This window comes from Calditrichia bacterium (assembly GCA_020634975.1).
Classification (GTDB): domain Bacteria; phylum Calditrichota; class Calditrichia; order RBG-13-44-9; family J075; genus JACKAQ01.
Map to the genome: position 1 here is coordinate 375,490 of JACKAQ010000002.1, position 21,071 is coordinate 396,560.

General features: G+C 43.9%; 20 protein-coding genes and 1 pseudogene. 1 reads left to right on the plus strand and 20 read right to left on the minus strand.

Going from position 1 to position 21,071, the window contains the following annotated elements; genetic code table 11:
• Positions 1 to 67: 67 nt before the first annotated feature.
• The 18 genes and pseudogenes from H6629_15935 to H6629_16020 all read right to left on the minus strand — a co-directional run bounded on the left by H6629_15935 (position 68) and on the right by H6629_16020 (position 17,761).
• The gene (locus H6629_15935) at positions 68 to 793 is read right to left on the minus strand and encodes a response regulator (GenBank protein MCB9069284.1); all 726 of its coding nucleotides are present in this window, start codon (positions 791 to 793) and stop codon (positions 68 to 70) included.
• Positions 794 to 843: 50 nt separating this feature from the next.
• On the minus strand, positions 844 to 1,860 hold the full coding sequence (locus H6629_15940; protein MCB9069285.1) for a diguanylate cyclase: 1,017 nt from the start codon (positions 1,858 to 1,860) through the stop codon (positions 844 to 846).
• 16 nt (positions 1,861 to 1,876) lie between these two features.
• Positions 1,877 to 2,251, minus strand: coding sequence for a glycine cleavage system protein GcvH (gcvH, locus tag H6629_15945; protein MCB9069286.1), 375 nt, complete (start codon positions 2,249 to 2,251; stop codon positions 1,877 to 1,879).
• 10 nt (positions 2,252 to 2,261) lie between these two features.
• Positions 2,262 to 3,632, minus strand: a complete 1,371-nt coding sequence (gene accC, locus H6629_15950; protein MCB9069287.1) for an acetyl-CoA carboxylase biotin carboxylase subunit — start codon at positions 3,630 to 3,632, stop codon at positions 2,262 to 2,264.
• A gap of 50 nt (positions 3,633 to 3,682) precedes the next feature.
• A complete protein-coding gene (gene accB, locus H6629_15955; protein ID MCB9069288.1) occupies positions 3,683 to 4,162 on the minus strand; it encodes an acetyl-CoA carboxylase biotin carboxyl carrier protein in 480 nt (159 codons plus the stop codon).
• 125 nt (positions 4,163 to 4,287) lie between these two features.
• Positions 4,288 to 4,716, minus strand: a complete 429-nt coding sequence (locus H6629_15960) for a hypothetical protein (GenBank protein ID MCB9069289.1) — start codon at positions 4,714 to 4,716, stop codon at positions 4,288 to 4,290.
• Positions 4,709 to 4,921 (minus strand): adenylyltransferase/cytidyltransferase family protein, encoded by a 213-nt coding sequence (locus H6629_15965; protein MCB9069290.1) that lies wholly within the window; start codon positions 4,919 to 4,921, stop codon positions 4,709 to 4,711. Before H6629_15965 ends, H6629_15960 begins: the two co-directional genes overlap by 8 nt.
• Entirely contained in the window at positions 4,902 to 5,321 is a 420-nt protein-coding gene (locus H6629_15970) for a tetratricopeptide repeat protein (GenBank protein MCB9069291.1), read from the minus strand. The genes H6629_15965 and H6629_15970 overlap by 20 nt, the downstream gene beginning before the upstream one ends.
• The gene (gene bamD, locus H6629_15975) at positions 5,258 to 5,632 is read right to left on the minus strand and encodes an outer membrane protein assembly factor BamD (protein ID MCB9069292.1); all 375 of its coding nucleotides are present in this window, start codon (positions 5,630 to 5,632) and stop codon (positions 5,258 to 5,260) included. The genes H6629_15970 and bamD overlap by 64 nt, the downstream gene beginning before the upstream one ends.
• Before the next feature lie 77 nt (positions 5,633 to 5,709).
• A complete protein-coding gene (locus H6629_15980; GenBank protein ID MCB9069293.1) occupies positions 5,710 to 6,402 on the minus strand; it encodes a hypothetical protein in 693 nt (230 codons plus the stop codon).
• Between the two features lie 5 nt (positions 6,403 to 6,407).
• The gene (locus H6629_15985; protein ID MCB9069294.1) at positions 6,408 to 7,451 is read right to left on the minus strand and encodes a Gfo/Idh/MocA family oxidoreductase; all 1,044 of its coding nucleotides are present in this window, start codon (positions 7,449 to 7,451) and stop codon (positions 6,408 to 6,410) included.
• Between the two features lie 122 nt (positions 7,452 to 7,573).
• A complete protein-coding gene (locus H6629_15990; GenBank protein MCB9069295.1) occupies positions 7,574 to 7,888 on the minus strand; it encodes an integration host factor subunit beta in 315 nt (104 codons plus the stop codon).
• 174 nt (positions 7,889 to 8,062) lie between these two features.
• Positions 8,063 to 10,659, minus strand: a pseudogene (mutS, locus tag H6629_15995) (DNA mismatch repair protein MutS).
• Between the two features lie 103 nt (positions 10,660 to 10,762).
• Positions 10,763 to 13,807: a PAS domain S-box protein gene (locus H6629_16000; GenBank protein ID MCB9069296.1), complete on the minus strand. Its 3,045-nt coding sequence runs from the start codon at positions 13,805 to 13,807 to the stop codon at positions 10,763 to 10,765.
• Positions 13,807 to 14,580: a type III pantothenate kinase gene (locus tag H6629_16005; GenBank protein MCB9069297.1), complete on the minus strand. Its 774-nt coding sequence runs from the start codon at positions 14,578 to 14,580 to the stop codon at positions 13,807 to 13,809. Before H6629_16005 ends, H6629_16000 begins: the two co-directional genes overlap by 1 nt.
• 22 nt (positions 14,581 to 14,602) lie before the next feature.
• Entirely contained in the window at positions 14,603 to 15,391 is a 789-nt protein-coding gene (locus tag H6629_16010; GenBank protein MCB9069298.1) for a biotin--[acetyl-CoA-carboxylase] ligase, read from the minus strand.
• Positions 15,392 to 15,516: 125 nt separating this feature from the next.
• The gene (meaB, locus tag H6629_16015; GenBank protein MCB9069299.1) at positions 15,517 to 16,662 is read right to left on the minus strand and encodes a methylmalonyl Co-A mutase-associated GTPase MeaB; all 1,146 of its coding nucleotides are present in this window, start codon (positions 16,660 to 16,662) and stop codon (positions 15,517 to 15,519) included.
• A 115-nt stretch (positions 16,663 to 16,777) separates the two neighbouring features.
• Positions 16,778 to 17,761 (minus strand): DUF2279 domain-containing protein, encoded by a 984-nt coding sequence (locus H6629_16020; GenBank protein ID MCB9069300.1) that lies wholly within the window; start codon positions 17,759 to 17,761, stop codon positions 16,778 to 16,780.
• A gap of 547 nt (positions 17,762 to 18,308) precedes the next feature.
• On the opposite strand from H6629_16020, the gene H6629_16025 reads away from it, so the two are divergent.
• On the plus strand, positions 18,309 to 18,521 hold the full coding sequence (locus H6629_16025; GenBank protein ID MCB9069301.1) for a hypothetical protein: 213 nt from the start codon (positions 18,309 to 18,311) through the stop codon (positions 18,519 to 18,521).
• Positions 18,522 to 18,608: 87 nt separating this feature from the next.
• Here H6629_16025 and argF read toward each other — a convergent pair whose 3' ends face one another.
• Positions 18,609 to 19,526, minus strand: coding sequence for an ornithine carbamoyltransferase (argF, locus tag H6629_16030; GenBank protein ID MCB9069302.1), 918 nt, complete (start codon positions 19,524 to 19,526; stop codon positions 18,609 to 18,611).
• 67 nt (positions 19,527 to 19,593) lie between these two features.
• Positions 19,594 to 20,961, minus strand: a complete 1,368-nt coding sequence (gene hslU, locus H6629_16035) for an ATP-dependent protease ATPase subunit HslU (GenBank protein ID MCB9069303.1) — start codon at positions 20,959 to 20,961, stop codon at positions 19,594 to 19,596.
• Between the last annotated feature and the right edge of the window lie 110 nt (positions 20,962 to 21,071).

Below are 21,071 nucleotides of genomic sequence, written 5' to 3' on the forward strand. Positions count from 1 at the left end.
TTTAATTTTTGTAAGTGTTTAATGATTGGCAGGTAAAATAAAATCTAATCCCGGCACTCTGCCGGGATTATTGGTTCATATTGTGTTCATCTTCCAAACGGCAAGCTTCAATTAACACATTCATTGTTGAACCCTGAATATTTCGGGAAATTTCCCGGAAACCCGGTTCAAAACGGAACGATCCAATCGATTGCGGGACAGCTTTATAAACCGCGTCTTCTCCGGTAAGTGTACCATATTTGCAATAAACCATCTGTCCCGAATGAAATACGATTTCACCTTTATCTTCAGCTTCAATATGTAAAACGCCATCACGTTGATTCAAATTCAACAATTGGATGACCTCTGCAAGCGACAAATCTGCAAGATTACCTTCAAATCCTTTAACCTGTTCGGCAGGCTGTGCGTCAATAGATTTTACCCGATTCGCACGTTCGAGCAGCGCTGCTACTTTTTTGAGCAAAATCGGACGATCGACCGGTTTTACCAAATATTCATCTGCACCCGCACGAAATCCGCGAATTTCCATATCGCGATCTTCCAGGCTTGTCAGAAAAATAAAGGGTACCATTGGAATCGGTGAATTTTCACGAACCATCCAACAAAACTCAATTCCGTCTGTTGAGGGCATCATTACATCTGAAATAATCAGATCAGGTAACACCTTGTGAGTCATATCCAAGCCTTCATCACCATTATGGGCCTGGTGAATTTCGTAACCCGCTTTTTCAAGACTTATTTTGAGCAGACGTAGAACATGATCGTTATCGTCAACAATGAGTATTTTTGCCATACTATACTATCTCATTTAAAAATAAATGGTTATCTACTAATGTTCTTCGTTTAAGTTGGTGTACTGTTTTCTTTAACTTGAATCTGTGAACTTTTGATAGTTACGTTTCTGCCCATTTCTTTTGCCTTACTCAACGCATTTTCGGCTAATTTTATGGCTTTTCCAACGTTGTTGTTTTCCATAAATGAACTAACGCCGATGCTGACGGTGATGTTCACCGGCTCATTTTTCCGACGGGATGTTTGCCGTTTGTACTGAAATATATCCTGATCAAAGAATGCGGTTTGCTCAATGGCAGAACGAATTTTCTCTCCGATATAAAATGCCGCCGATTCTTCCGTTTCGTCGAGCATTATTGCAAATTTATTTTTTCCCAATCGAAAGGCAAAATCTGATTGCCGGGAATTTTGCAGAATTATATTTGCAATTTTCATCAGTGCAAAATCGCCGATCAAATCACCATAAGTTTCATTTACTAATTTAAAACGGTCCGCATCAATTAAAAGAACGGAATAATGTTGTTCTGTCGTATGGTATTCTGAAAATTGAGACACCCATTTGGAAAAGTAATCATTATTGTAAATTCCGGTCAGATAATCAATAAACTGATGTTGATGCAATTCCGGAGCTGCTGTTTTTGCACCGGCTTGTCTTTTTAAGAGATTCCGGTTATCGCTTCGCAAGTTTTTGATGATCTTTTTTCTGTGCAATAACGAACTTACTTTGGCAATCAATTCTTTTGCATTGAAAGGTTTGAGCATATAATCATCGGCACCCAGTTCATATCCGCGCAACCGATGCGTATATTCTGTATAGTTTGCAGATAAAAAAATCACCGGAATATCCCGGGTGTTCACATTGCGTTTTAAATTTTCGCAAGTTTCAAACCCGTTCATCACCGGCATCAGGGCATCCAGAACGATTAATCCGGGTTGCGAAATTTCAGCAATTTCCAACCCTTCTTTGCCGTTTTCGGCACGGAGAACTTCGTAATCGTAAAAAGTAAACAAGTGCTCCAGCGTGTCCAGCATATCAACATTGTCGTCAACGACCAAAATTTTCGCCATAGCGAACTATTTTTCCCTAAATTAATGCCTCGTAATCCTTACTATCGAGTAATTCGTCAACTTCTTTCAAATTATTAATTTTAATTTTGATCAGCCAGCCTTCATTGTAAGGATTACTGTTGACCGTTTCGGGTGTATCTTGTAATACTGCGTTTACAGCAACGACTTCTCCTGAAATTGGTGCATACAAATCTGAAACGGCTTTCACAGCTTCAATTGTTCCAAAACTATCATCTTTGGTAACTGTATCGCCAACTTCCGGTAATTGCAGGTAAACAATGTCACCCAATTCGCCCTGAGCGTAATCGGTAATGCCGATTGTGGCTATATTGCCCTCAATGCGTGCCCATTCATGTTCTTTTGTGTACTTCAGTTCTGCCGGGACATTCATGTACTATCTCCTAAGCTTTTTGGCTCATTTCTGCTTTTGCTTTTTCGTAAATTTTTTCCAGAAAATGTGTGTCGAAATCACCCTCAATAAACTCAGGTGTGTTGATGACATATTTATGAAAAGGAATGGTCGTTTTAATACCTTCCACAACAAATTCATCCAATGCACGGTTCAGGCGTCGAATGGCATCGTGACGATTGCGTGCAGAAACGATCAGTTTTGCCAGCAAAGAATCATAGTATGGTGGTACTTTGTATGAGTTGTAAATATGAGTATCCACTCGCACGCCGGGTCCGCCGGGAAGGTGTAAGTTGTTGATTACGCCCGGCATAGGCATGAAATTTCTTTCCGGGTCTTCCGCATTGATCCGGCATTCAATTGCATGTCCGCGCGGAGTCAGTTCAGATTGTTTGATTTTTAATTTTTCACCGGCAGCAATGCGAATTTGTTCTTTTATCAGATCGACGCCGTAAACCATTTCGGTAACCGGGTGTTCGACCTGAATGCGGGTGTTCATTTCCATAAAATAGAAATTGCCGGATTTGTCCAGCAGAAATTCGATGGTTCCGGCGCTTTCATAATTTACAGATCGAGCACCTTTTACTGCCACATCTCCCATGCGTTTTCGCAAATCAGGATCAACGACCGGGGAAGGTGCTTCTTCAATTAATTTTTGATGGCGCCGTTGGATCGAACATTCTCGCTCGCCAAGTTGCAATACCGTGCCAAACCGATCCGCGAGAATCTGTATTTCGATATGACGGGGATTTTCGATATATTTTTCGAGATACAAATCGCCATTGGAGAAGCTGGCTTCCGCCTCAGCGCGGGCCATCATAAAACTGCTTTCCAAATCAGCTTCCTTTCGGACAATGCGCATGCCCTTTCCGCCACCACCTGCAACGGCTTTCAGCATTACAGGATATCCGGTTTTCTTACAAATATCCCGTGCTTCATCAATTGTTTTTAAAATACCTTTGCTGCCGGGAACTCCCGGAACTCCTGCAGCTTGCATGGTTTCTTTGGCTACAGCTTTATCACCCATTTTGCGGATAACAGTGGCGCTTGGACCAATAAATGTGAGATTGATGGAGTTGCACATTTCTGCGAAATCTGCATTTTCCGCCAAAAACCCGTATCCGGGATGGATTGCATCTGCGCCGGTTATCTCTGCAGCAGCGATAATGCTGGTAGTGTTTAAATAGCTTTTGCTACCTTCGGCGGGTCCGATGCATACACTTTCGTCTGCGAATATTGTGTGGGATGCGTTTTCATCGGGTGTTGAGTATACGGCAACCGTGCGAACACCTAACTCTTTACATGCACGGATGATACGCAAGGCGATTTCACCGCGATTCGCAATCAGTATCTTTTTAAACAAGTTTGAAATTCCTCCACGCGTAAGCGGTTAAATGCCAAATAGGCTGTCAATTAGCCGTTCTTTTCAACAAGAAAAAGAACCTGGTTATACTCAACAGGTTGAGCGTTTTCCAGCATAATTTTGACAATTTTACCACTGAATTCGGATTCGATTTCGTTCATCAATTTCATGGCTTCGATAATGCAAAGTGGCGAACCGGGCTTAATCGATGAGCCAACTTCAACATACGGATCCGCTTCCGGAGATGGAGACCGGTAAAAAGTGCCAACCATTGGCGAACGAACCTCAACAGTATTTGCCGAAGCTGCAGGTGCCTGTGCTTCTGTTGCTGCTGGTGGTGTTGGAGCAGGTACAGGTTGGGGAGGAGCGGCGTAAACCGGGTTAAACATATGACTTTGAGCACTTCCGTCTTTGGACGCAAGTGTGCGTTTGCTGATACGGATTTTGCGACCTTCTTCTTCGAACTCTATTTCATCAATGTCGCTTTTTTCAACTATTTTGATTAGTTGTTTGATCGATTGTATATCCATTCACCCTCCGGATGCTTTGAATCGGGAAAATATAAGCCTTCACCATTTTCTTTGCAAGGCCTTATTTCCATGGCAAAGCCATGTGATTTAATGTCTTAAATCAAACATAAATAAACAACACACAATTATATTTTATACAACTGATTTTTTTCAATAAATCGCCGGACAGGTTCCGGCACAAAATATCGGATGGATTCACCAGCCATTACGCGTTTCCGTATTTCAGAGGCTGATATCTCGAGTGCGGGAATTTCGACATACGTAAATGCAGATGCATAAGGCGAGTCGGGTTTGGTGGTTGCACCGGCACGGCTGAATGCAATAAACTCGCAAAGGCTTAGTAGCACATCCGGTTCATGCCATAGATGAAATCGTTTTACGCATCGCTGCCCCAAAAGAAAATACAACTGAAATTTTTTCAGGGGATACAATTCTCTGAAATTCCTGATCGTATCGATTGAATACGATACTCCCGGACGTTGGATCTCAATTTCATCGGATACTTCAAATGCAAATGCAGGATGTGGTTGTGGTTCAATTGCAAGCTTAACCATTGTCAGCAAGCTTAACCATTGTCAGGCGATGCTGAACCGGAGTTATCCGGTTATTATCTTTCAACGCGTGGATTTTTGCGGGAATAAAAATCAGCTTATCCAATTGGCAGCGGATACGAACCGTTTCAGCAACAATCAAATGTCCGATGTGGATGGGATCGAATGTGCCGCCAAAAAGCCCGATTCTAGTTATTGTTGGCTTCATCAACGGGAGCATCCGTTTGGGCTGATTTTATCATCATACTTAGTTTGCCGATGCGTTCTTTGGCTTTATCAATGTTGCCGTGCTCCGGAAATTTTTCAACCAAAATGGTGAAATAATTTAGCGATTCTTCGTATCGTTTTAACTTATAAAGAATTTCGCTTTTCCAGTAATACGCATCGGGAGCGAATGTGGTATCGTAATATTTTTCGAGGAAAATATCAAAATACACCAAAGCAGCCTCATTTTCGCCCATTTTGCGATAGGTGGTTGCGTTTGTGTATAATTTCTTTGCCAATTTTCCACGCATTTTCTGGATCAATTCTTCGCCATTTGCGGTTAATTCATGTTCCGGATGTTCTTCCGCAAATGTTTGAAATGAGCGAATCGCTTTTTGGTATATTCCTGATCCAGCTCCGGTCGAGACGACATATTGTAATACGACAGACCGGTTTTGAACTGTGCTAAAACAGCGTAAGTACTTTGCGGATAATCATTTATCAACTTCTGATATTCCGATACAGCAATCAGATATTCTTTTTGTTTGAAGTGTGATTCAGCGAGATAGTATTGTGCATCATCAACTACCGGGTCATTACTAAAGCGAAGTGTAATTACCGTAAATTCGGTGATAGCATCCAGATAATCACCTTTGTCGAATTTCGCTTTTGCATACTCAAAATATGCGTCGGCATTCATTTCCTTTTTTTTCATCCCATTACCGCCGCAGGCAGCAAAAAATACCAAAATCAGAAAATAGAAAGTAGATTTCCAAACACCCTTAAACATCATTAATTATTGCTCCTTAATGTATAAAACGTATAAATCACAAATGAGGTTGCCGCGGTTATTAATGCGGGTTCAATCCAGCGTTTTATAAACGAATTACTGGTTTTAGTTCCCGAAGTAAATGATAATTCCGGGTTTTCCAACTCATTTGTGTTGATGCCGGATAGGTGGTCATTAAACGAGTTCTCGATGCGTCGACTGACCAATATCTGCGCATTTTTGTCCAGAATTTGCAAATGGTATCTTACTGTAACCTTTCTGTTGAATCGTCGAGAACCGACCAGCCATTTGCGTCCGGCCGACCGATAGCTGATTTGCGATGTTGCGTCAGAAATTCGAATTTGGCAATCCGCTTGCACAATGCTATCGGCGGATGAATAAACGAAATAATTACGATGAACGCAACTATCCGTTAACATTTTTGATACCCACAGACTCATTTCGGATTGATCGAACGGGAAAATTTGTAAGCGTGATTGTTGATCGATGTGCGGGGTAATGCTCTGCCAGAAGGGATCAATAATACCACGGGCGATAAGCTGCTCATTGGTTTTGACAGTTTCTTTACCACTGGCGATGGCAGGAAACACGATAGAAAATGTGAGAAACAATCGAATAAGATGGGTAGCTAAATGGTTGTTATTCGTGAGATTAAGAACTCTGGATGTGAAAGAAATTTGTAAAACGGTATTCATTTGCATCAATCCTCATCGGATGCGATATAAACCGTTTTACCCGTTTCCAGAGATTTGTAAATCATATCCATCATTTCCATTACCCTAACAGCTTCGGCTATTCCCGAAACCAGGTTTTTTTCGCGCCCGGTTAAAAAATTGATGTAATGTTGAATCTGGTTTTGATATGCCATTTTATACATCGCGCCAGGATATGTTTCATAAAGCGGTGGTGTAAGCTCCAGCCCTTTACCATGCAGGTATTTTTCTATTTTGAAAGGGGAAATGGTTGCTGTTCCGTCAACACCGGTAATCTCCATTTGAAACCTGTCCTTTGCCAACGGAAAATACCAGCTAACAGCAAATGAAATATCAATTTCACCGGCAAAACGTAAATAAACATTTGCAAAATCTTCCACTTGCACATCGGTTCTTATCTGGCGAGAAAAAGTTGTCACAGATTGTAGCTTCGGTCGGCCAGTAATCCACCAGCATGTGTCCAATAATTGAACGCCCAAATCATACAAAACGCCGCCACCCGACATGTTTTTGTTAAAAATCCATGGCTGTTTAATGGATTCCAGGCTGGATTGCAACCATTCTGCACGGATATGTAAAATATCTCCGAGCGTTTTATTTTCCATAAATCCTTTTATTGTGCGAAAATCGTTCCGGAAGCGGGATTGCATGCCAATCATAACATGACGATCCGCTTTTTGGCTGGCGTCATAAATTTTCTGGGTTTCTTTGGCATTTCGTGCTGCGGGGCGCTCAATAAACAGATGGACACCATTCCTTAAAGCGATATAAGCCATTGGAAGGTGCATGTTGGTGGGTGTAAGAATGAATAAAAGATCAATCTCGACTTTACGAAACATCTCTTCGATATCCCGAAAAGTATGGGGAACGTCAAACCGTTTTGAAAGAAAAGCGGTTTTCCGATCATCAATATCACAGAGAGCAACGAGTTGCACACCGGGGATTTTTGCCAGAATCGGAATGTGGATAATTTGGGAAATTCCGCCACACCCGACAACACCGACGCGCAATAAGGTGTTTGTTTCTGTCATGAGCTGAAAACTCCATTAAAAAAAAACCGCACTTTTTAGGGACTAAAAAGGCGGTAATTTAATAAAAATTGGATAAGAAACATTAATTTTTGATTTATTAATAACACAACTAAAAATTAACGTTACTTTGAACGTTCCATCGGCTCTTTCAAGATTTCTTTTAGCAACTTCCCGGGCTTGAAATGGGTTTTTCGCCGTGCTGGAACATAAATAATATCACCGGTTCGCGGATTGCGGGCTTTCGGTTTTGGTTTTGTCTCTTTAACTTCAAAGACACCGAAATCACGGATCTCTATGCGGATTTCCGGGTCGGCTTCTGCTAAAATTTCACGCAGAGCCTGGAACACAATGTTCACGTACTCTTCTGTAACGTAAATTTTCTGACCCATTGCCTTTGCGACTCGCTTGGCAACTTCCTTTTTCGTCACAGTCCTCATCAGGCAACCTCCAAAGACTTTATAAGGGTTCGTTAATTCATGGAGAAGATAACCGCATGCGATAAATTATGCAAGAGAAAAATTGATAAATTTTTGTGTATTAATGAATTATTGCCTCTAAATCGGATGCAAAATCCAACACTTACGTAAAATTTTTCAATCGTAAAGTTATCTTCACTTCAATTTATTTAGCATCTCTTTCAGGTCTTTCAATTTCAACAAAGCATCGATCGGGCTTAACGTGTTCAGATCAATCTTTCGCAATTCTTCTTCAACTGCCGATGGTTTGGGTATTTCAAACAGACTCAACTGACTCGGATTGGAGCGGGAACTGTCCCGCCGTCGCCCCAGCTTTGTGGTTTGATTGGGTGTGAGTTCGTTCGCTTCCAGATTTTTCAGCACTTCACGGGCACGTTCGACGACAAGTTCGGGTAATCCGGCCATTTGTGCAACATAAATTCCATAAGAATTGTCCATTCCGCCCGGTTCGATCTTCCTCAAAAATACCACGTGATCATCGTATTCCTTAACTTCCACCCGGAAATTTTTGATGCGTGGATACAACATCGCCAATTCCGTCAGCTCGTGATAATGGGTCGCAAACAACGTTTTTGCGGCAACTTTCTTTTGATGATGCAAATATTCTGTCACAGCCCACGCGATGGAAAGCCCGTCGAATGTGCTGGTTCCCCTGCCAATTTCATCGAGCAAAATCAGGCTGCGCGGTGTTGCGTTGTTGAGGATATTGGCTGCTTCCAGCATTTCTACCATAAATGTACTTTCACCAAAAGCCAGATTATCCGATGCGCCAACCCGGGTAAAAATACGATCCACAATGCCGATATGCGCCGACTCTGCCGGGACAAACGAGCCAATCTGCGCCAGCAAAGTTATCAACCCAACCTGCCGCAAATAGGTTGATTTACCGGACATGTTTGGTCCGGTGATCACCATTATTTGCGTGTCCGAGTTGTTCAGCCGACTGTCATTTTCGATAAACGGTTCATCCGGCGGTAATAATTTCTCCACTACCGGATGACGCCCGCCGGTAATTTCAATCAGTTCACCTTCGTCAATAACCGGGCGAGTGTAACGATTTGTTTGCTGCGTGATGCGCCAGCCTGCCAGACAATCGATTTCCGCAATTAACCGGGCGTTCATTTGAATGATTTCGCCCCATTGGGCAACCTCATCGCGAATTTTTGAAACAGTTCGTATTCCAAAACACCCATTTTTTCTTCAGCGCCGAGCACTTTTTCTTCAAATTCTTTCAATTCTGGAGTGATGTATCGCTTCGCGTTCACCAATGTCTGTTTGCGGATAAAATATTCCGGTGCTTTGTTTTGGTGCGCTTTCGTGATTTCAAAATAATAGCCAAAAACTTTGTTGTAACCGATTTTCAGCGATGGAATTGCCGTTTTCTCGCGCTCACGCGTTTGCAATTGGACGATCCAGTTTTTACCCTCTCGACTGATTTCCCGAAGCTCGTCCAGTTCCGGATGGTAACCCGTTTTGATGATGCCACCCTCGGTGAGGTTTTGGGGGGGATTATCCGCGATAGCAGCATCAATCAGCGCCACCAGTTTGTCCACGCTTTGCAAATTATCGCTAAAAAATTGCAAATGCGGCTCGTTCTCATCGTTCAGCAACTGCCGGATCGGCTCGATAAACGACAGCGCCCGTTTCAGGGTCATCAAATCGCGGGGGCTGGCTCTGCCGGTGGCAATTCGCCCCAATAATCGCTCTAAATCACTGATGTTCTCAAGATGCTCCCGCAGTGAATTGCGCAATGATGCTGTTTTGAAAAATACATCAACGCGATCGAGACGGGTTTGGATGCGCTCCAAACGGATCAACGGATGAGAAATCATCTGTTTCATGAGCCGTCCGCCCATTGGCGTGAGCGTGTGATCGAGAATGGATAGCAGCGTGCCGTCGCTGCGATGCCCGGAAATGGGGTTGGTGATTTCCAGATTCCGGCGGGTCGATGCGTCCAAAATCATGTAATCATCTGCTGAAATCACCGAAAGCGTTTGCACATGCGCGAGATCGTTTTGAAAATTATCTTTGCTGTATTGCAAAATTGCGCCGGCACTGATTACGCCCAATTTAAAATCTTCCGCGCCAAATCCTTTGAGATTTTGGGTTTGGAAATGTCCGGTCAGGGTGTCGTAAGCAAATTGGTGGGTGAAAATCCAGTCGTCCACTTTCGAGATGACCGCGGAAATGCGTTTGTCGAAAGATGCTCGTAATTCCTCAAACCTGCTGGACGGCACCAAAATCTCTTTCGGGGATATTTCCTGCAGAAAATTGATCAGGTTTTCCAGCCCGATTTCGCTGATATACAATTCGCCGGTCGAAAAATCGCCGTATCCGACACCGGCATGATGCCCCTGAATGACAACCGCAGCAATAAAATTGTGGGTTTTATGATCGAGCAGTTTCTCCGAAATCGCTGTTCCGGGTGTGACAATTTCGACCACGTCGCGTTTGACAACAGTTTTCGCCTGTTTGGGATCTTCAACTTGTTCGCAAATTGCAACACGATGACCGGCTTGAACCAATTTTGGCAAATAATTATCCAGCGCATGATAGGGAAAACCGGCGAGCGGCACATCTGCTGATTTGCCGTGGGCGCGTTTCGTGAGGGCAATGCCCAGCACTTTGGCGATTGTTTTGGCGTCGTCAAAAAATGTTTCGTAAAAATCGCCCATTCGATAGAGTAAAATCATATCTTTGTATTTGGCTTTTATCGCCAAATACTGCTCCATCATGGGTGTAGTTTCAGATTTTTGGGATGATTGGGCTTTTTTCGCCATAGAATGTCGGTGGTTTGAGAACGTTTTTAGTTGTTGGGTGATTGTGCGAAACGGATTACATCATTTCGCTGTGAGCCTGGACGATCGGCAGTGAAAAATAGAAGGTACTGCCGTCATTCGGCGTGCTTTCGACCCAAATTTCACCAAGATGAAGTTGGATGATTTCTTTGCAGATGGAAAGCCCTAAGCCAGTACCACGAATGTTAAAGCTTTGATTATCTTCAACTTGCTCATATTTTTCGAACACATACGGCAACTTGTTTTTGGGAATACCAACGCCGTTATCTTTAACAGCGATGCACACATACATTTTTTCTTTGCCGTCGGTAGTGGTTTTATACATGCTGGATTTGATAATAATTTTACCTTTATCCGGCGTGAATTTGAGTGCGTTGCTCAATAAATTGTTGAGCACTTGTTCGATACGCAGGGGATCGAACATCAGTAGCGGGAGATTTGGGTCGAGCTCGGCTTTGACTTCGATTTGTTTGTTTTTCATCAGCACACGGTGATTGTCAATTTGCTGTTGGATCAACGAATTGATTTCACCCTGTTTCAAATCAACGTTAAATTTGCCCACTTCCAGTTTGGATGCGACCAAAAAGTTATCCACGAGTGCGAGCACTTTTTTCACATTGTCTTTCACGATGTCGAGCAGTTCTTCCTGCTCCTGATTAACTTCCCCGACAATTTTATTGCGAATCAGCTCCACAAATCCCTGAATCACATTCATCGGTGAGCGCAAGTCGTGAACAATCATGGAGTTGAAGTCCGCTTTCATGCGTTCCAGCCGTTTGATGATCCGGAGATCGTTTAAAATGAGAAAAAATCCGGTGTGTTTACGCCGCTCGTAAAATGGAAATCCGTAAACATTTACAGGAATGGTTTCACCGGTTTTGCTGATGATTTCAAGCTCTCGGGTTTCCACATGATCTTTGTTGACGGTTTCCACCAACAACGAAATCATCTCTCTTAACGATGTTTTTGAGGTCGGCGCAAAAAAATCGATGATGTTTCGCTGGCTCAGTTTGTTTTCTTTATAGCCCAGCAATTGTTCGAAAGCGGGGTTGAGATAAACAATTTTCTGTTCCGTATTACAGGTAACCAACCCAAGGCTCATTGTTTCGGAGAGTGAGCGATAGCGTTCCTGGCTATTTCTCAATTCTTCGTAAAGCATTGAGTTTTCTACGGATACAGCTGCCTGGTTTGCGTAGTATTCGAGCGGCGTTATTTTTTCGTGAGCGGGTTTCAGCCGGTCAACCGGGTCTGCAACCAGCAAATAGCCGAGCACATCTTGGCGTGTGTCAAGCGGGATAACAACCAGATCACCGGATTCCCATTCCATTGTCCGGTATTTTTGCCCGGAAGATACGGGGGGATTGCTTTTGTGTTTGCTCAAAAAATAAGAGTTGCTGATTTTTTCTGAATTCGCCAATAACGCCTGAAATTCCGGAAACGAAACACCGGATTGGAGATCAAATCCGTAATTTATTTTCGAATCGAAGCCGATCCGGTTAATCACATTCAAGTGTTTTCCGGTTTCGTTGAGCAGAAAAATCGCGACATCGTTCCAGCCCAGCGCTTTGCGAAGGTTGGAATTCAAACGGGAAAGCAGGTTGAACAGTGTCAGCCCCAATTTGGCATCGCGTCCCAAATCAAAAATCCGGGAAAATTGCTTAACCTGCCGGTTTGCTTCTTTTACGGTTTGCGCATCTTTAAGCACTTGTTGGGTTTTCTCAACAATTTCTTCCGATTGGTGAATTTGCAAAACCGAAAAACGGTCTGTCGGGCGTTTTTTGTTGATGATGATTGCGCCAATAACTTCATTATTTACTTTTATCGGGATGAGCAAGATATGACGGTATTGCAGCTTTCGGAATATCTGCTGAGTGTTGTTGCTCAACCGGCTTTCGGTATCAATATTATAAAGCGCTTCCATTTTTCCGCGACTAACCAGATTGCTGAGATAGGTTTCTTTATCAAAAAACACCATGTCTTTGTCGTGGTTTTCGGTGTTTTGGGTGCGCTCGGTAAAATGGACAAATTTTGGGAAAATAAAACCGAATCCTTTGTTGTGCTGCCAAAAAATGGCGCTGTTGGCTTTGGTCATCTCGGTTAATTTGCGGCAAGTGTATTGAAAAATTGCTTCTTCATCAAAGTGATTGTTGAGCAATTGACCCGCAAAGTTGCTCAATTCCGCTTCGTCGGAACGGGTGACATGGGTATCAAGAACCCGTTTGCCGAGGGCATCCATCACTTCACCGAGAAAATGGATTTCTTTTGCATCCATTTGACGCGGCGATTCGTTGCCCAGTAACAGCCCGCCAATAAATTGCTCACGGTACTGAATAGGAATGAAATACACCTGTTTTACCGCCCAGTTGAGTTCTTTTAATTCTTCAAATAGCTCTGCATCGTCCTCTTCCGTGATCATCACTGTGCGGTTCATTCCCAACAAACGTCCTGCCAAACTGTTAATATTTGGCGCTTTAGCCACTTTGCTTCGACGGGTCGGTGGCACAAATTGGGTAAAATAATCAACCTGTTGGGAAAATTTATCCAGATAAAACATCGCCCAATTATCGGTATTAATTTGTTTGGGTAACAGGTTGATCAACCGGTCCATACTGCTGTTGACCGATTTTTCCTGATAAATAATTTTCAGGAAATCGTTAATAGACTGGCTAAATCGGATTTTATTACTTTGTTCATCCTGCGCCATTGAGAGGCTGCGAATGAACATCAGGTTGTGGGCAACTTGCTGAAAATCGTCGCTTTCTTTTTGAAGGAAAACCTGTTTTACCGGCAGCGCTGTCTGAAATTTTTGCGAAATCAGTTTATCACTGGTCAACAGCATCAGCCAGCAATTGTTGTTGTCGCGAAGCTTATCAATTACCGATAACGTTTCGCGAAGCTGCTCCGGATGATGATCAACATACAAAATGACTGCGTTGGGCTTTACCCGGTTGTAATAGGATTCCACTTCGTCCAGATTTCGGACATAAAACATCTCCAAATCAGGCAATACCAAATTTTGGAGCAAATACCCAAACAGTTCCCGACGTGGGGTATAAATGACCAATTTAAAAAATCCGGCCATTATCGTCCTCCCACATTGCGGTGGTAAATCATCATTAACCCTTCCAAAACCAATCGTGGTTCCACATGTTTGATGAATTTGCTCCGTGGCGCTAAAATATTGCTCTGCCCGCCGGTGGCGATTACATGTGGCGGTTTGTTCAATTCGCCGGAAATCAGCTCGATTAATCCGTCAATTAGTGCAACAGTGCCAAACATAATACCGGACTGCATGCTATGGTCAGTCGCTTTCCCGATTGCGGATTTTGGGAAATCAAATGAAATTGTCGGCAATTTGGATGTCCGGGAACTCAGCCCGAAAGCTGCAGTTTCCAGCCCCGGTGAAATTGCACCACCGAGATAAACACCACCTTCGCTCACTACGTCGAAAGTGGTTGCAGTGCCCACATCCACCACAATGCACGGTCCGCCGTATTTGCTGAATGCGGCAACTGCGTTGCAAACACGATCCGCACCCACGCTATTGGGTGGGTTATAATCGATAGCAATGCCCAAATCCAGCGTATGGCTGACAACCAGTGGCTGTAATTTGAAATATTTTTGGCACATCCGCCGGAAAATCTGGGTGATATTCGGCACCACCGATGAAATTGCAAAATCACGGATTTCGGTCACTTCGACATTTGCCATGTCCAAAAACTGGCGGATAAATGCCATCAACTCATCTTCTGTCCGGTTTACCGAGGTTGAAATGCGCCAGCTATCCAGAAAATGGTTTTGGTGATACAGCCCGATTTCCAAATGCGTATTGCCGATGTCTATTGCTAATATCATATTTACAGTATATTGTTTTTATTCAGTTTATCCGAACTGGCTGAACCCGGAATTCCCCGGAATTTATGATTTTTGTCTTTCCGTCGTGGTCAACTTCCAGAAATCCGTCATCATCGATATCCCGAACGACCGCGCTGAAGGTTTGATCATTCAAAAATAAGTTCACCGTTTCATTTTTGAAAAGCATCTTTTTGCGATATTCGTCCAAAATTTTCCCGGTTTGGTTTGGAATAAACTCGCTGTATTGTTGCCGGAATATTTCAAGAAAACGGGTTGCCAGCAACTTTACCGGCCATTCGCGTCCGGTTTCGATTTTTAAAGATGTCGCAATCGGCTGTAAATCCTCAGAAAAATCGGAGATGGATTGATTAATATTTAATCCAATGCCAACAATAATATACTGCAACTTTTGCCCCGAGAAACTGGATTCGGGTAAAATACCGCAGATTTTTTTATCACCGACCCAAACATCATTTGGCCATTTTAAACCGGTAACCATTTGCTGTTGAACAGTTGTTGCTAATTGTTCCAGCACGGTTGCCATTGTGTTTGCAGCCAGCAAATTAATAAAATTTAATTGCCGATTGTCAAATGCCGGCCGCAGCAGCAGCGATAGCCACATGCCCAAGCCAGCTGGGCTGTGCCAGCTGCGCCGGTAACGTCCGCGTCCGTTGGTCTGGTGATCCGCCAAAACAACCGTCCATTCAGGGGCGTTTTGGCGGGCAAGTTCGGCTAATGTATCGTTTGTTGAGCCAACTTCTTTAAAATAATGATAATTAAATGCGCCCGCGGTTGATGTGCCGTATTTCAAATTGATTCTGTATTCAGTTGTAAAATGTTTGTCTATTCTAAATTTAATTAAGGTTTTACCGCAAAAAGATAATCAATTTCACCCGGTGATTCCAAACAGATATTTGGAATAATTTACCCGAAATATCATGTTTTTTCGGAAGATGAACCGATCGCTATTCGAAAAATTTCCACCAGATTTTTTGCGGCACTTACCGCGTGAATTTTACCGGACATGACCGCATTTTCGATTTCCGGTAGTTCGCCGGCAATTTCAGGCTGTTCCAAAAACAGTTTTTCGAGACTTTCTTTGGTTAAATCGTGCAGCCAGGATTTTGTTTGTTGCTGCCGTTGCCGCATAAATTGACCGGTATGTTGGGTGATTTGGCAAAATTTGCGAACATTTTGCCAAATTTCCGGAATGCCTGCACCATTTAGCGCAGAACAGGTGGAAACAGTGGGCTGCCAATTGGCAGTGAATGGTGTCAGATAATGTAGGGCAATTTTCATTTCCTGCATCATGGCGGCTGCGCGATGCTGGTTTTCACCGTCCGCTTTGTTGATGGCGATGGCGTCGGCCAGTTCGATCACCCCTTTTTTGATTCCCTGCAACTCGTCGCCGCCACCGGTAATTTGCAGCAGCAGGAAAAAATCGACCATCGAACGGACACTTACTTCGCTTTGCCCAACGCCAACTGTTTCGACAATGACCACATCAAAACCGGCGGCTTCGCAAACGAGCAGGCTTTCACGGGTTTTCCGGGCAACGCCACCCAATGTTCCGCCGGATGGTGATGGGCGGATAAATCCGGCTTCATTTTGCGCCAATTTTTCCATTCGCGTTTTGTCGCCGAGAATGCTGCCTTTGCTGATGCTGCTACTCGGATCGATCGCGAGCACAGCAACGCGATGCCCGTTTTCGATTAAATAAAGTCCCAAACGTTCAATAAATGTGCTTTTTCCCGCGCCGGGAATGCCGGTGATGCCGATCCGCACAGATTTCCCGGTGAGCGGAAGCAACCGTGTGAGCAACTCCTGGGCCTGTTCCTGATGAGCGGCAGCGTTGCTTTCGATTAAGGTGAGTGCTCTCCCCAAAAACATACGGTTGCCGGAAACGATACCGTTATACAAATCCGCCGTGCTGAGTTGACGGCGTTTATTTGTTGAGGATTTCGGGAGTGCTTTTTGGTCTGTTCCGGGAATGTAGCTGCCGGCAAAAGCACTGCCGCTATCTTCTGGTTGCCACTCGGGTTTGGCGATTCTTTTCTTTCGCGATTGTTGGGAATCGGGCATTTTCGGTCCGGTTTTTTCGATAACTTTGAGTGTAAAGTTAGGAAAATCTATGATTTATCAAAAGCGGAAATTGCACTTTTTGCGCATTTCGGTTCTGCTGAAAAAAGCTCGATTTTCAGAAAAATAATCCGTAAAAAACAGTGCCATCTTTCGAAAAGCGAACAGTTGGGGCGGGAAGGTGGATGCTGCTGATCAAACTTTTCAGTGCGAATAGCAATGGCGGATCATCCTTTGTTGCAGGAAAATTGAAATCCAGAGCGAGATACACATCGCGTCGTTTTAGCGTGCTGTTGTGTTGCGGTAAATTTCTGGCGCCGTAACCGATGGCAATATTCAGCCAGTTCGGCCAAAATTTCCGCCAGTGTTGCGGCAGCAGCGCATCTGCATCTGCGGAAAGCCAAAATCGCTGCCCGTCGTAATCGCCAACCAGATATTCGTACGGTTTGTATCTGGAAAATTCCGGTTTGTTCGCCGCTTCATTTTTGAAATACTTCGATTTTCGGTAACTGATTTTAAAATTGAAATGTTGCAATACCGGCATCATATCTTGCAGCAGCGGATATCCCGCACCCAAAATATTGGCGATATAATCCGGCACGCTGAATCCCCAGTTGTCAAATGTGGCGTCGGTTAGCTCGAATGCTGTGTAAAGTATCAGGCTGCTCGCGCCGCCATACCACAACGATTTTCGCCGGTCAATTCCGGCGTAACGATAGGTCATCGCCGAAAATCGGGAAACCTGGATATTCGCAAAAAAGTGCCCGAATTTGTCAATTTCTCGCCAATGGTTGTTGTACCAATCCATTTTGAAATTGAAATCCCGTTTTTTTCCGGACCACCACGGTTCAATAAAATAGATATATGTTCCTGTCATTCCGGCGGCATGAAGCGCCAATACCCATTTCAAACGCCCTTTTTTTTCCGGTTTTGCTGTATCGGTCGTTTGTTGCTTTTCGGAAAGCAAGGGATGGGTTTGCGCCGAAATTGGATGGATGACGGCTGTCATCATCGCAATCACCAACAATAGCCAAAATGTTGTTCCTCGTCGGGTAATTATCGAAATCATATCATTAATATAATGCAACAAACCAAAACTCATTTGTGATTTTCTTCCACCATTAAAATGGGGTGTTCATCAAACTGAAAGTCTCATGAAATAATGGACCTCTAAATTTCGCATGTTAAAAAATTGCACACAATCAACAGGTTTGGGATGCCTAACAGATTGCTGTGAATTTCTGGGAAAAGCTGAATTGCTTAAAGTGAAAATTTAGTGAATTTTTAATCACCTAAATCGTTGAAAAACATGCTGTTTTTTGCAATTTTGTGAGAATTGTCAAACCGTGTGCGCTGTGTCGAATTTTACAGCTACGGCAGTTGTGTAAAAGTTTTACAAAATTTTGTAGTATTTATTGTTGTCAAAGTGCAGCAAGATGTTGTTAATAAACAACTTAAATGGCTCGTAAATAGTTGGACTAATATTTGTAATTTATCCAATCGGGTCTATCCATTTTATTCTTTGAAAACTGCTGTATTAACAATGCTAATAATAATTTGTTAATCAAATCAAATATCAATTCAATTTTTTGAATTATCATTAATTAAAACAATGAATTGCGAAAATTCTTAAATGGAGGAATTATTCGATGAAGCCCTTAAGTAAGGTTCGTCAAGAGTATGAAGAAGTGTATGAGCGCATCGTAAATGTGATTTCCGAAATGGGTGGAGATTCCAATATAAAAGAGCATCGTCGTAAACAATCCAGATTGTATCGCAGGCTGAAAGAGTTACAGCGTCGCGAGCATCAACTGGATGCGCTGGAAACGCGGTTGTCGAGCAGCCAGCACATGTTCCACTAATCGAAATGAATAAAATCTCATATCAACGCAGGTATTGCGGGACTATTTTATGGATAGCCCCGCAGTGCCATTTTTGTTGAATTCCGATTAGGCTTTGCCGGCCAATTTTACCATAATAGCTTTTTGCACATGCATACGATTTTCGGCTTCGTCGAAAACGATGGATTGTTTGCTTTCCAGCACTTCGTCGGTAATTTCTTCGCCGCGATGTGCCGGCAGGCAGTGCATCACCAACGCATCTTTTTTGGCGTGCTGCATTAATTTGCTGTTTAGCTGATACGGCATGAAAATTTTTTTCCGTGCTTCGGCTTCTGCTTCCTGTCCCATACTTGCCCACACATCCGTATATACTACATCTGCGTTAGTTACAGCTTCAACAGGATCGTTGATTACTTCGATTTTGCTAATGCCCGCAGCGTTGGCATTCGCCAGTGTTTTGGCATCCGGCTCGTAATTGCTCGGGCTGCAAATAACCATGTGCAGTGGTACGCGCGATGCAAAATTGATCCACGAATTGGCAACATTGTTGCCATCGCCGACATAAACGATTTTCATCCCGTCCAGTTTGCCGCGATGTTCCATAATAGTAAATGTATCCGCCATAATCTGGCATGGGTGATTGTAATCGGTCAAGCCGTTTACAACCGGAACACTGGAATATTTGGCAAGTTCTTCGATATCCGAATGAGCAAACAGCCGCGCCATAATCATATCATTGTATCGTGAAATAACCCGGGCAACGTCTTTCACGGCTTCGCGGGTGCCGATGCCGATATCCTGCGGTGCGAGATAAATCGCCATTCCGCCGAGTTGGAACATCCCCGTTTCGAAAGACACGCGGGTCCGGGTGCTCGGTTTGGCAAAAATCATCGCCAGCGAATAACCGTCCAATAATTTGTGCGGTTCGCGGCGTTTGGTTTTGGCTTTTAAATCTTTGGTGATCTCAAAAATGTTGTCAATTTCACTCCGGTTGAGCTCGGTGATGGAGAGAAAATGGTTGTTCATGGACGCTCCTTTGGGATAGAATTTATTTGAATTTTTTTTTCAGCGTAGCCGGGATAGCTATTTCCCGCTACAAAATATATTTTCGTAAGTCCTCATCTTCCAAAATGTTATGCAATTTTTCTTTCACGAATTCACCGGTGATGCTGATCGATTTATTTTCCACCTGCGGCGCATCGAATAGCAAATCTTCCAGCAATGTGGAGAGAATCGTGTGCAGCCGGCGCGCACCGATATTTTCTGCACGACTGTTCACGAAACTGGCGGTTTTGGCGATTTCGCGAATTGCGCTGTCGTCGAATTCGAGAGTGACGCCTTCGGTTTTCATCAACTCGCGGTATTGTTTGGTGAGCGCGTTTTCCGGTTCGGTCAGGATGCGCACAAAATCGTTCTCCGAAAGGCTTTTCAGCGATACGCGAATGGGGAAACGCCCTTGCAATTCGGGAATCAGGTCCGACGGTTTGGACACATGAAAAGCGCCGGAAGCGATGAACAGCACGTGGTCAGTTTTCACCATGCCGTATTTTGTGGCGACGGTTGTGCCTTCGACCACCGGCAGCAGATCGCGCTGCACGCCTTCGCGGGAAACATCGGGACCGGATTTGGCGCTGGAACCGGCAATTTTATCAATTTCATCGAGAAAAACGATGCCCGAGTTTTGCACCCGGCGAATGGCTTCCTGCACCACTTCATCCATGTCGATCAGCTTTTGCGCTTCTTGCTGTTCGAGAATGGCAATGGCTTCTGTGATGTTCACTTTGCGTTTTTTCGATTTTTTGGGCATCATATTGCCCAGAATTTCCTGAAAATTGATGCCCATTTCTTCCATTCCGCCGGGCGAAAAAATTTGCATGGTTGGCTGGCTATCTGATGGCGTTTCAATTTCTACCGTTCTTTCGTCGAGCTGGCCGTTCAACAATTTCTGGCGAAATTTTTCGCGATTACGCAGATATTTGTTTTCGGGACTGCCTTCTTCATCTGCCAGCGAAATGCCGGATTTTGGCAGCGGGGGAGGGGGAAGCAAAATATCCAGCACGCGCTCGATAGCCATTTCCCGCGCTTTTTCTTTCACCGATTCTTTTTTTTGTTCGCGAACCATGTTGACGGAGATATCCACCAAATCGCGCACAATGCTTTCCACATCGCGCCCGACGTAGCCGACTTCGGTAAACTTGCTCGCCTCCACTTTGATGAACGGTGCGTTGGCCAATTTCGCCAATCGCCGGGAAATTTCGGTTTTACCGCAACCGGTCGGACCGATCAAAATAATGTTGTTCGGCATAATTTCATCGCGCAGCGCGCTATCGACCTGCTGCCGCCGCCAGCGATTTCGCAGTGCAATCGCAACGGAGCGTTTCGCCTCGTTTTGTCCGATGATGTATTTGTCTAATTCTTCAACAATTTGCCGGGGTGTGTATTCCCGAATATGATCACTCATTGTCACTCCTTTTTTTCCACATATACAGACGTCTTGTCTTTTTTGCCACAGAAGCGCATAGGGCTCAGAGAAAAATTTAAAAATGTTTAAATCCGTTTGATCCCGAATGC

What these genes read in the sequence shown, in the direction of transcription:
- H6629_15935 (MCB9069284.1), bottom strand. Translation starts at nt 793, where the DNA reads ATGGCAAAAATACTCATTGTTGACGATAACGATCATGTTCTACGTCTG.
- H6629_15940 (MCB9069285.1), bottom strand. Translation starts at nt 1,860, where the DNA reads ATGGCGAAAATTTTGGTCGTTGACGACAATGTTGATATGCTGGACACG.
- gcvH (MCB9069286.1), bottom strand. Translation starts at nt 2,251, where the DNA reads ATGAATGTCCCGGCAGAACTGAAGTACACAAAAGAACATGAATGGGCA.
- accB (MCB9069288.1), bottom strand. Translation starts at nt 4,162, where the DNA reads ATGGATATACAATCGATCAAACAACTAATCAAAATAGTTGAAAAAAGC.
- H6629_15960 (MCB9069289.1), bottom strand. Translation starts at nt 4,716, where the DNA reads ATGGTTAAGCTTGCAATTGAACCACAACCACATCCTGCATTTGCATTT.
- H6629_15965 (MCB9069290.1), bottom strand. Translation starts at nt 4,921, where the DNA reads ATGAAGCCAACAATAACTAGAATCGGGCTTTTTGGCGGCACATTCGAT.
- bamD (MCB9069292.1), bottom strand. Translation starts at nt 5,632, where the DNA reads ATGAAAAAAAAGGAAATGAATGCCGACGCATATTTTGAGTATGCAAAA.
- H6629_15980 (MCB9069293.1), bottom strand. Translation starts at nt 6,402, where the DNA reads ATGAATACCGTTTTACAAATTTCTTTCACATCCAGAGTTCTTAATCTC.
- H6629_15985 (MCB9069294.1), bottom strand. Translation starts at nt 7,451, where the DNA reads ATGACAGAAACAAACACCTTATTGCGCGTCGGTGTTGTCGGGTGTGGC.
- H6629_15990 (MCB9069295.1), bottom strand. Translation starts at nt 7,888, where the DNA reads ATGAGGACTGTGACGAAAAAGGAAGTTGCCAAGCGAGTCGCAAAGGCA.
- H6629_16000 (MCB9069296.1), bottom strand. Translation starts at nt 13,807, where the DNA reads ATGGCCGGATTTTTTAAATTGGTCATTTATACCCCACGTCGGGAACTG.
- H6629_16005 (MCB9069297.1), bottom strand. Translation starts at nt 14,580, where the DNA reads ATGATATTAGCAATAGACATCGGCAATACGCATTTGGAAATCGGGCTG.
- meaB (MCB9069299.1), bottom strand. Translation starts at nt 16,662, where the DNA reads ATGCCCGATTCCCAACAATCGCGAAAGAAAAGAATCGCCAAACCCGAG.
- H6629_16020 (MCB9069300.1), bottom strand. Translation starts at nt 17,761, where the DNA reads ATGAGTTTTGGTTTGTTGCATTATATTAATGATATGATTTCGATAATT.
- H6629_16025 (MCB9069301.1), top strand. Translation starts at nt 18,309, where the DNA reads ATGAAGCCCTTAAGTAAGGTTCGTCAAGAGTATGAAGAAGTGTATGAG.
- argF (MCB9069302.1), bottom strand. Translation starts at nt 19,526, where the DNA reads ATGAACAACCATTTTCTCTCCATCACCGAGCTCAACCGGAGTGAAATT.
- hslU (MCB9069303.1), bottom strand. Translation starts at nt 20,961, where the DNA reads ATGAGTGATCATATTCGGGAATACACACCCCGGCAAATTGTTGAAGAA.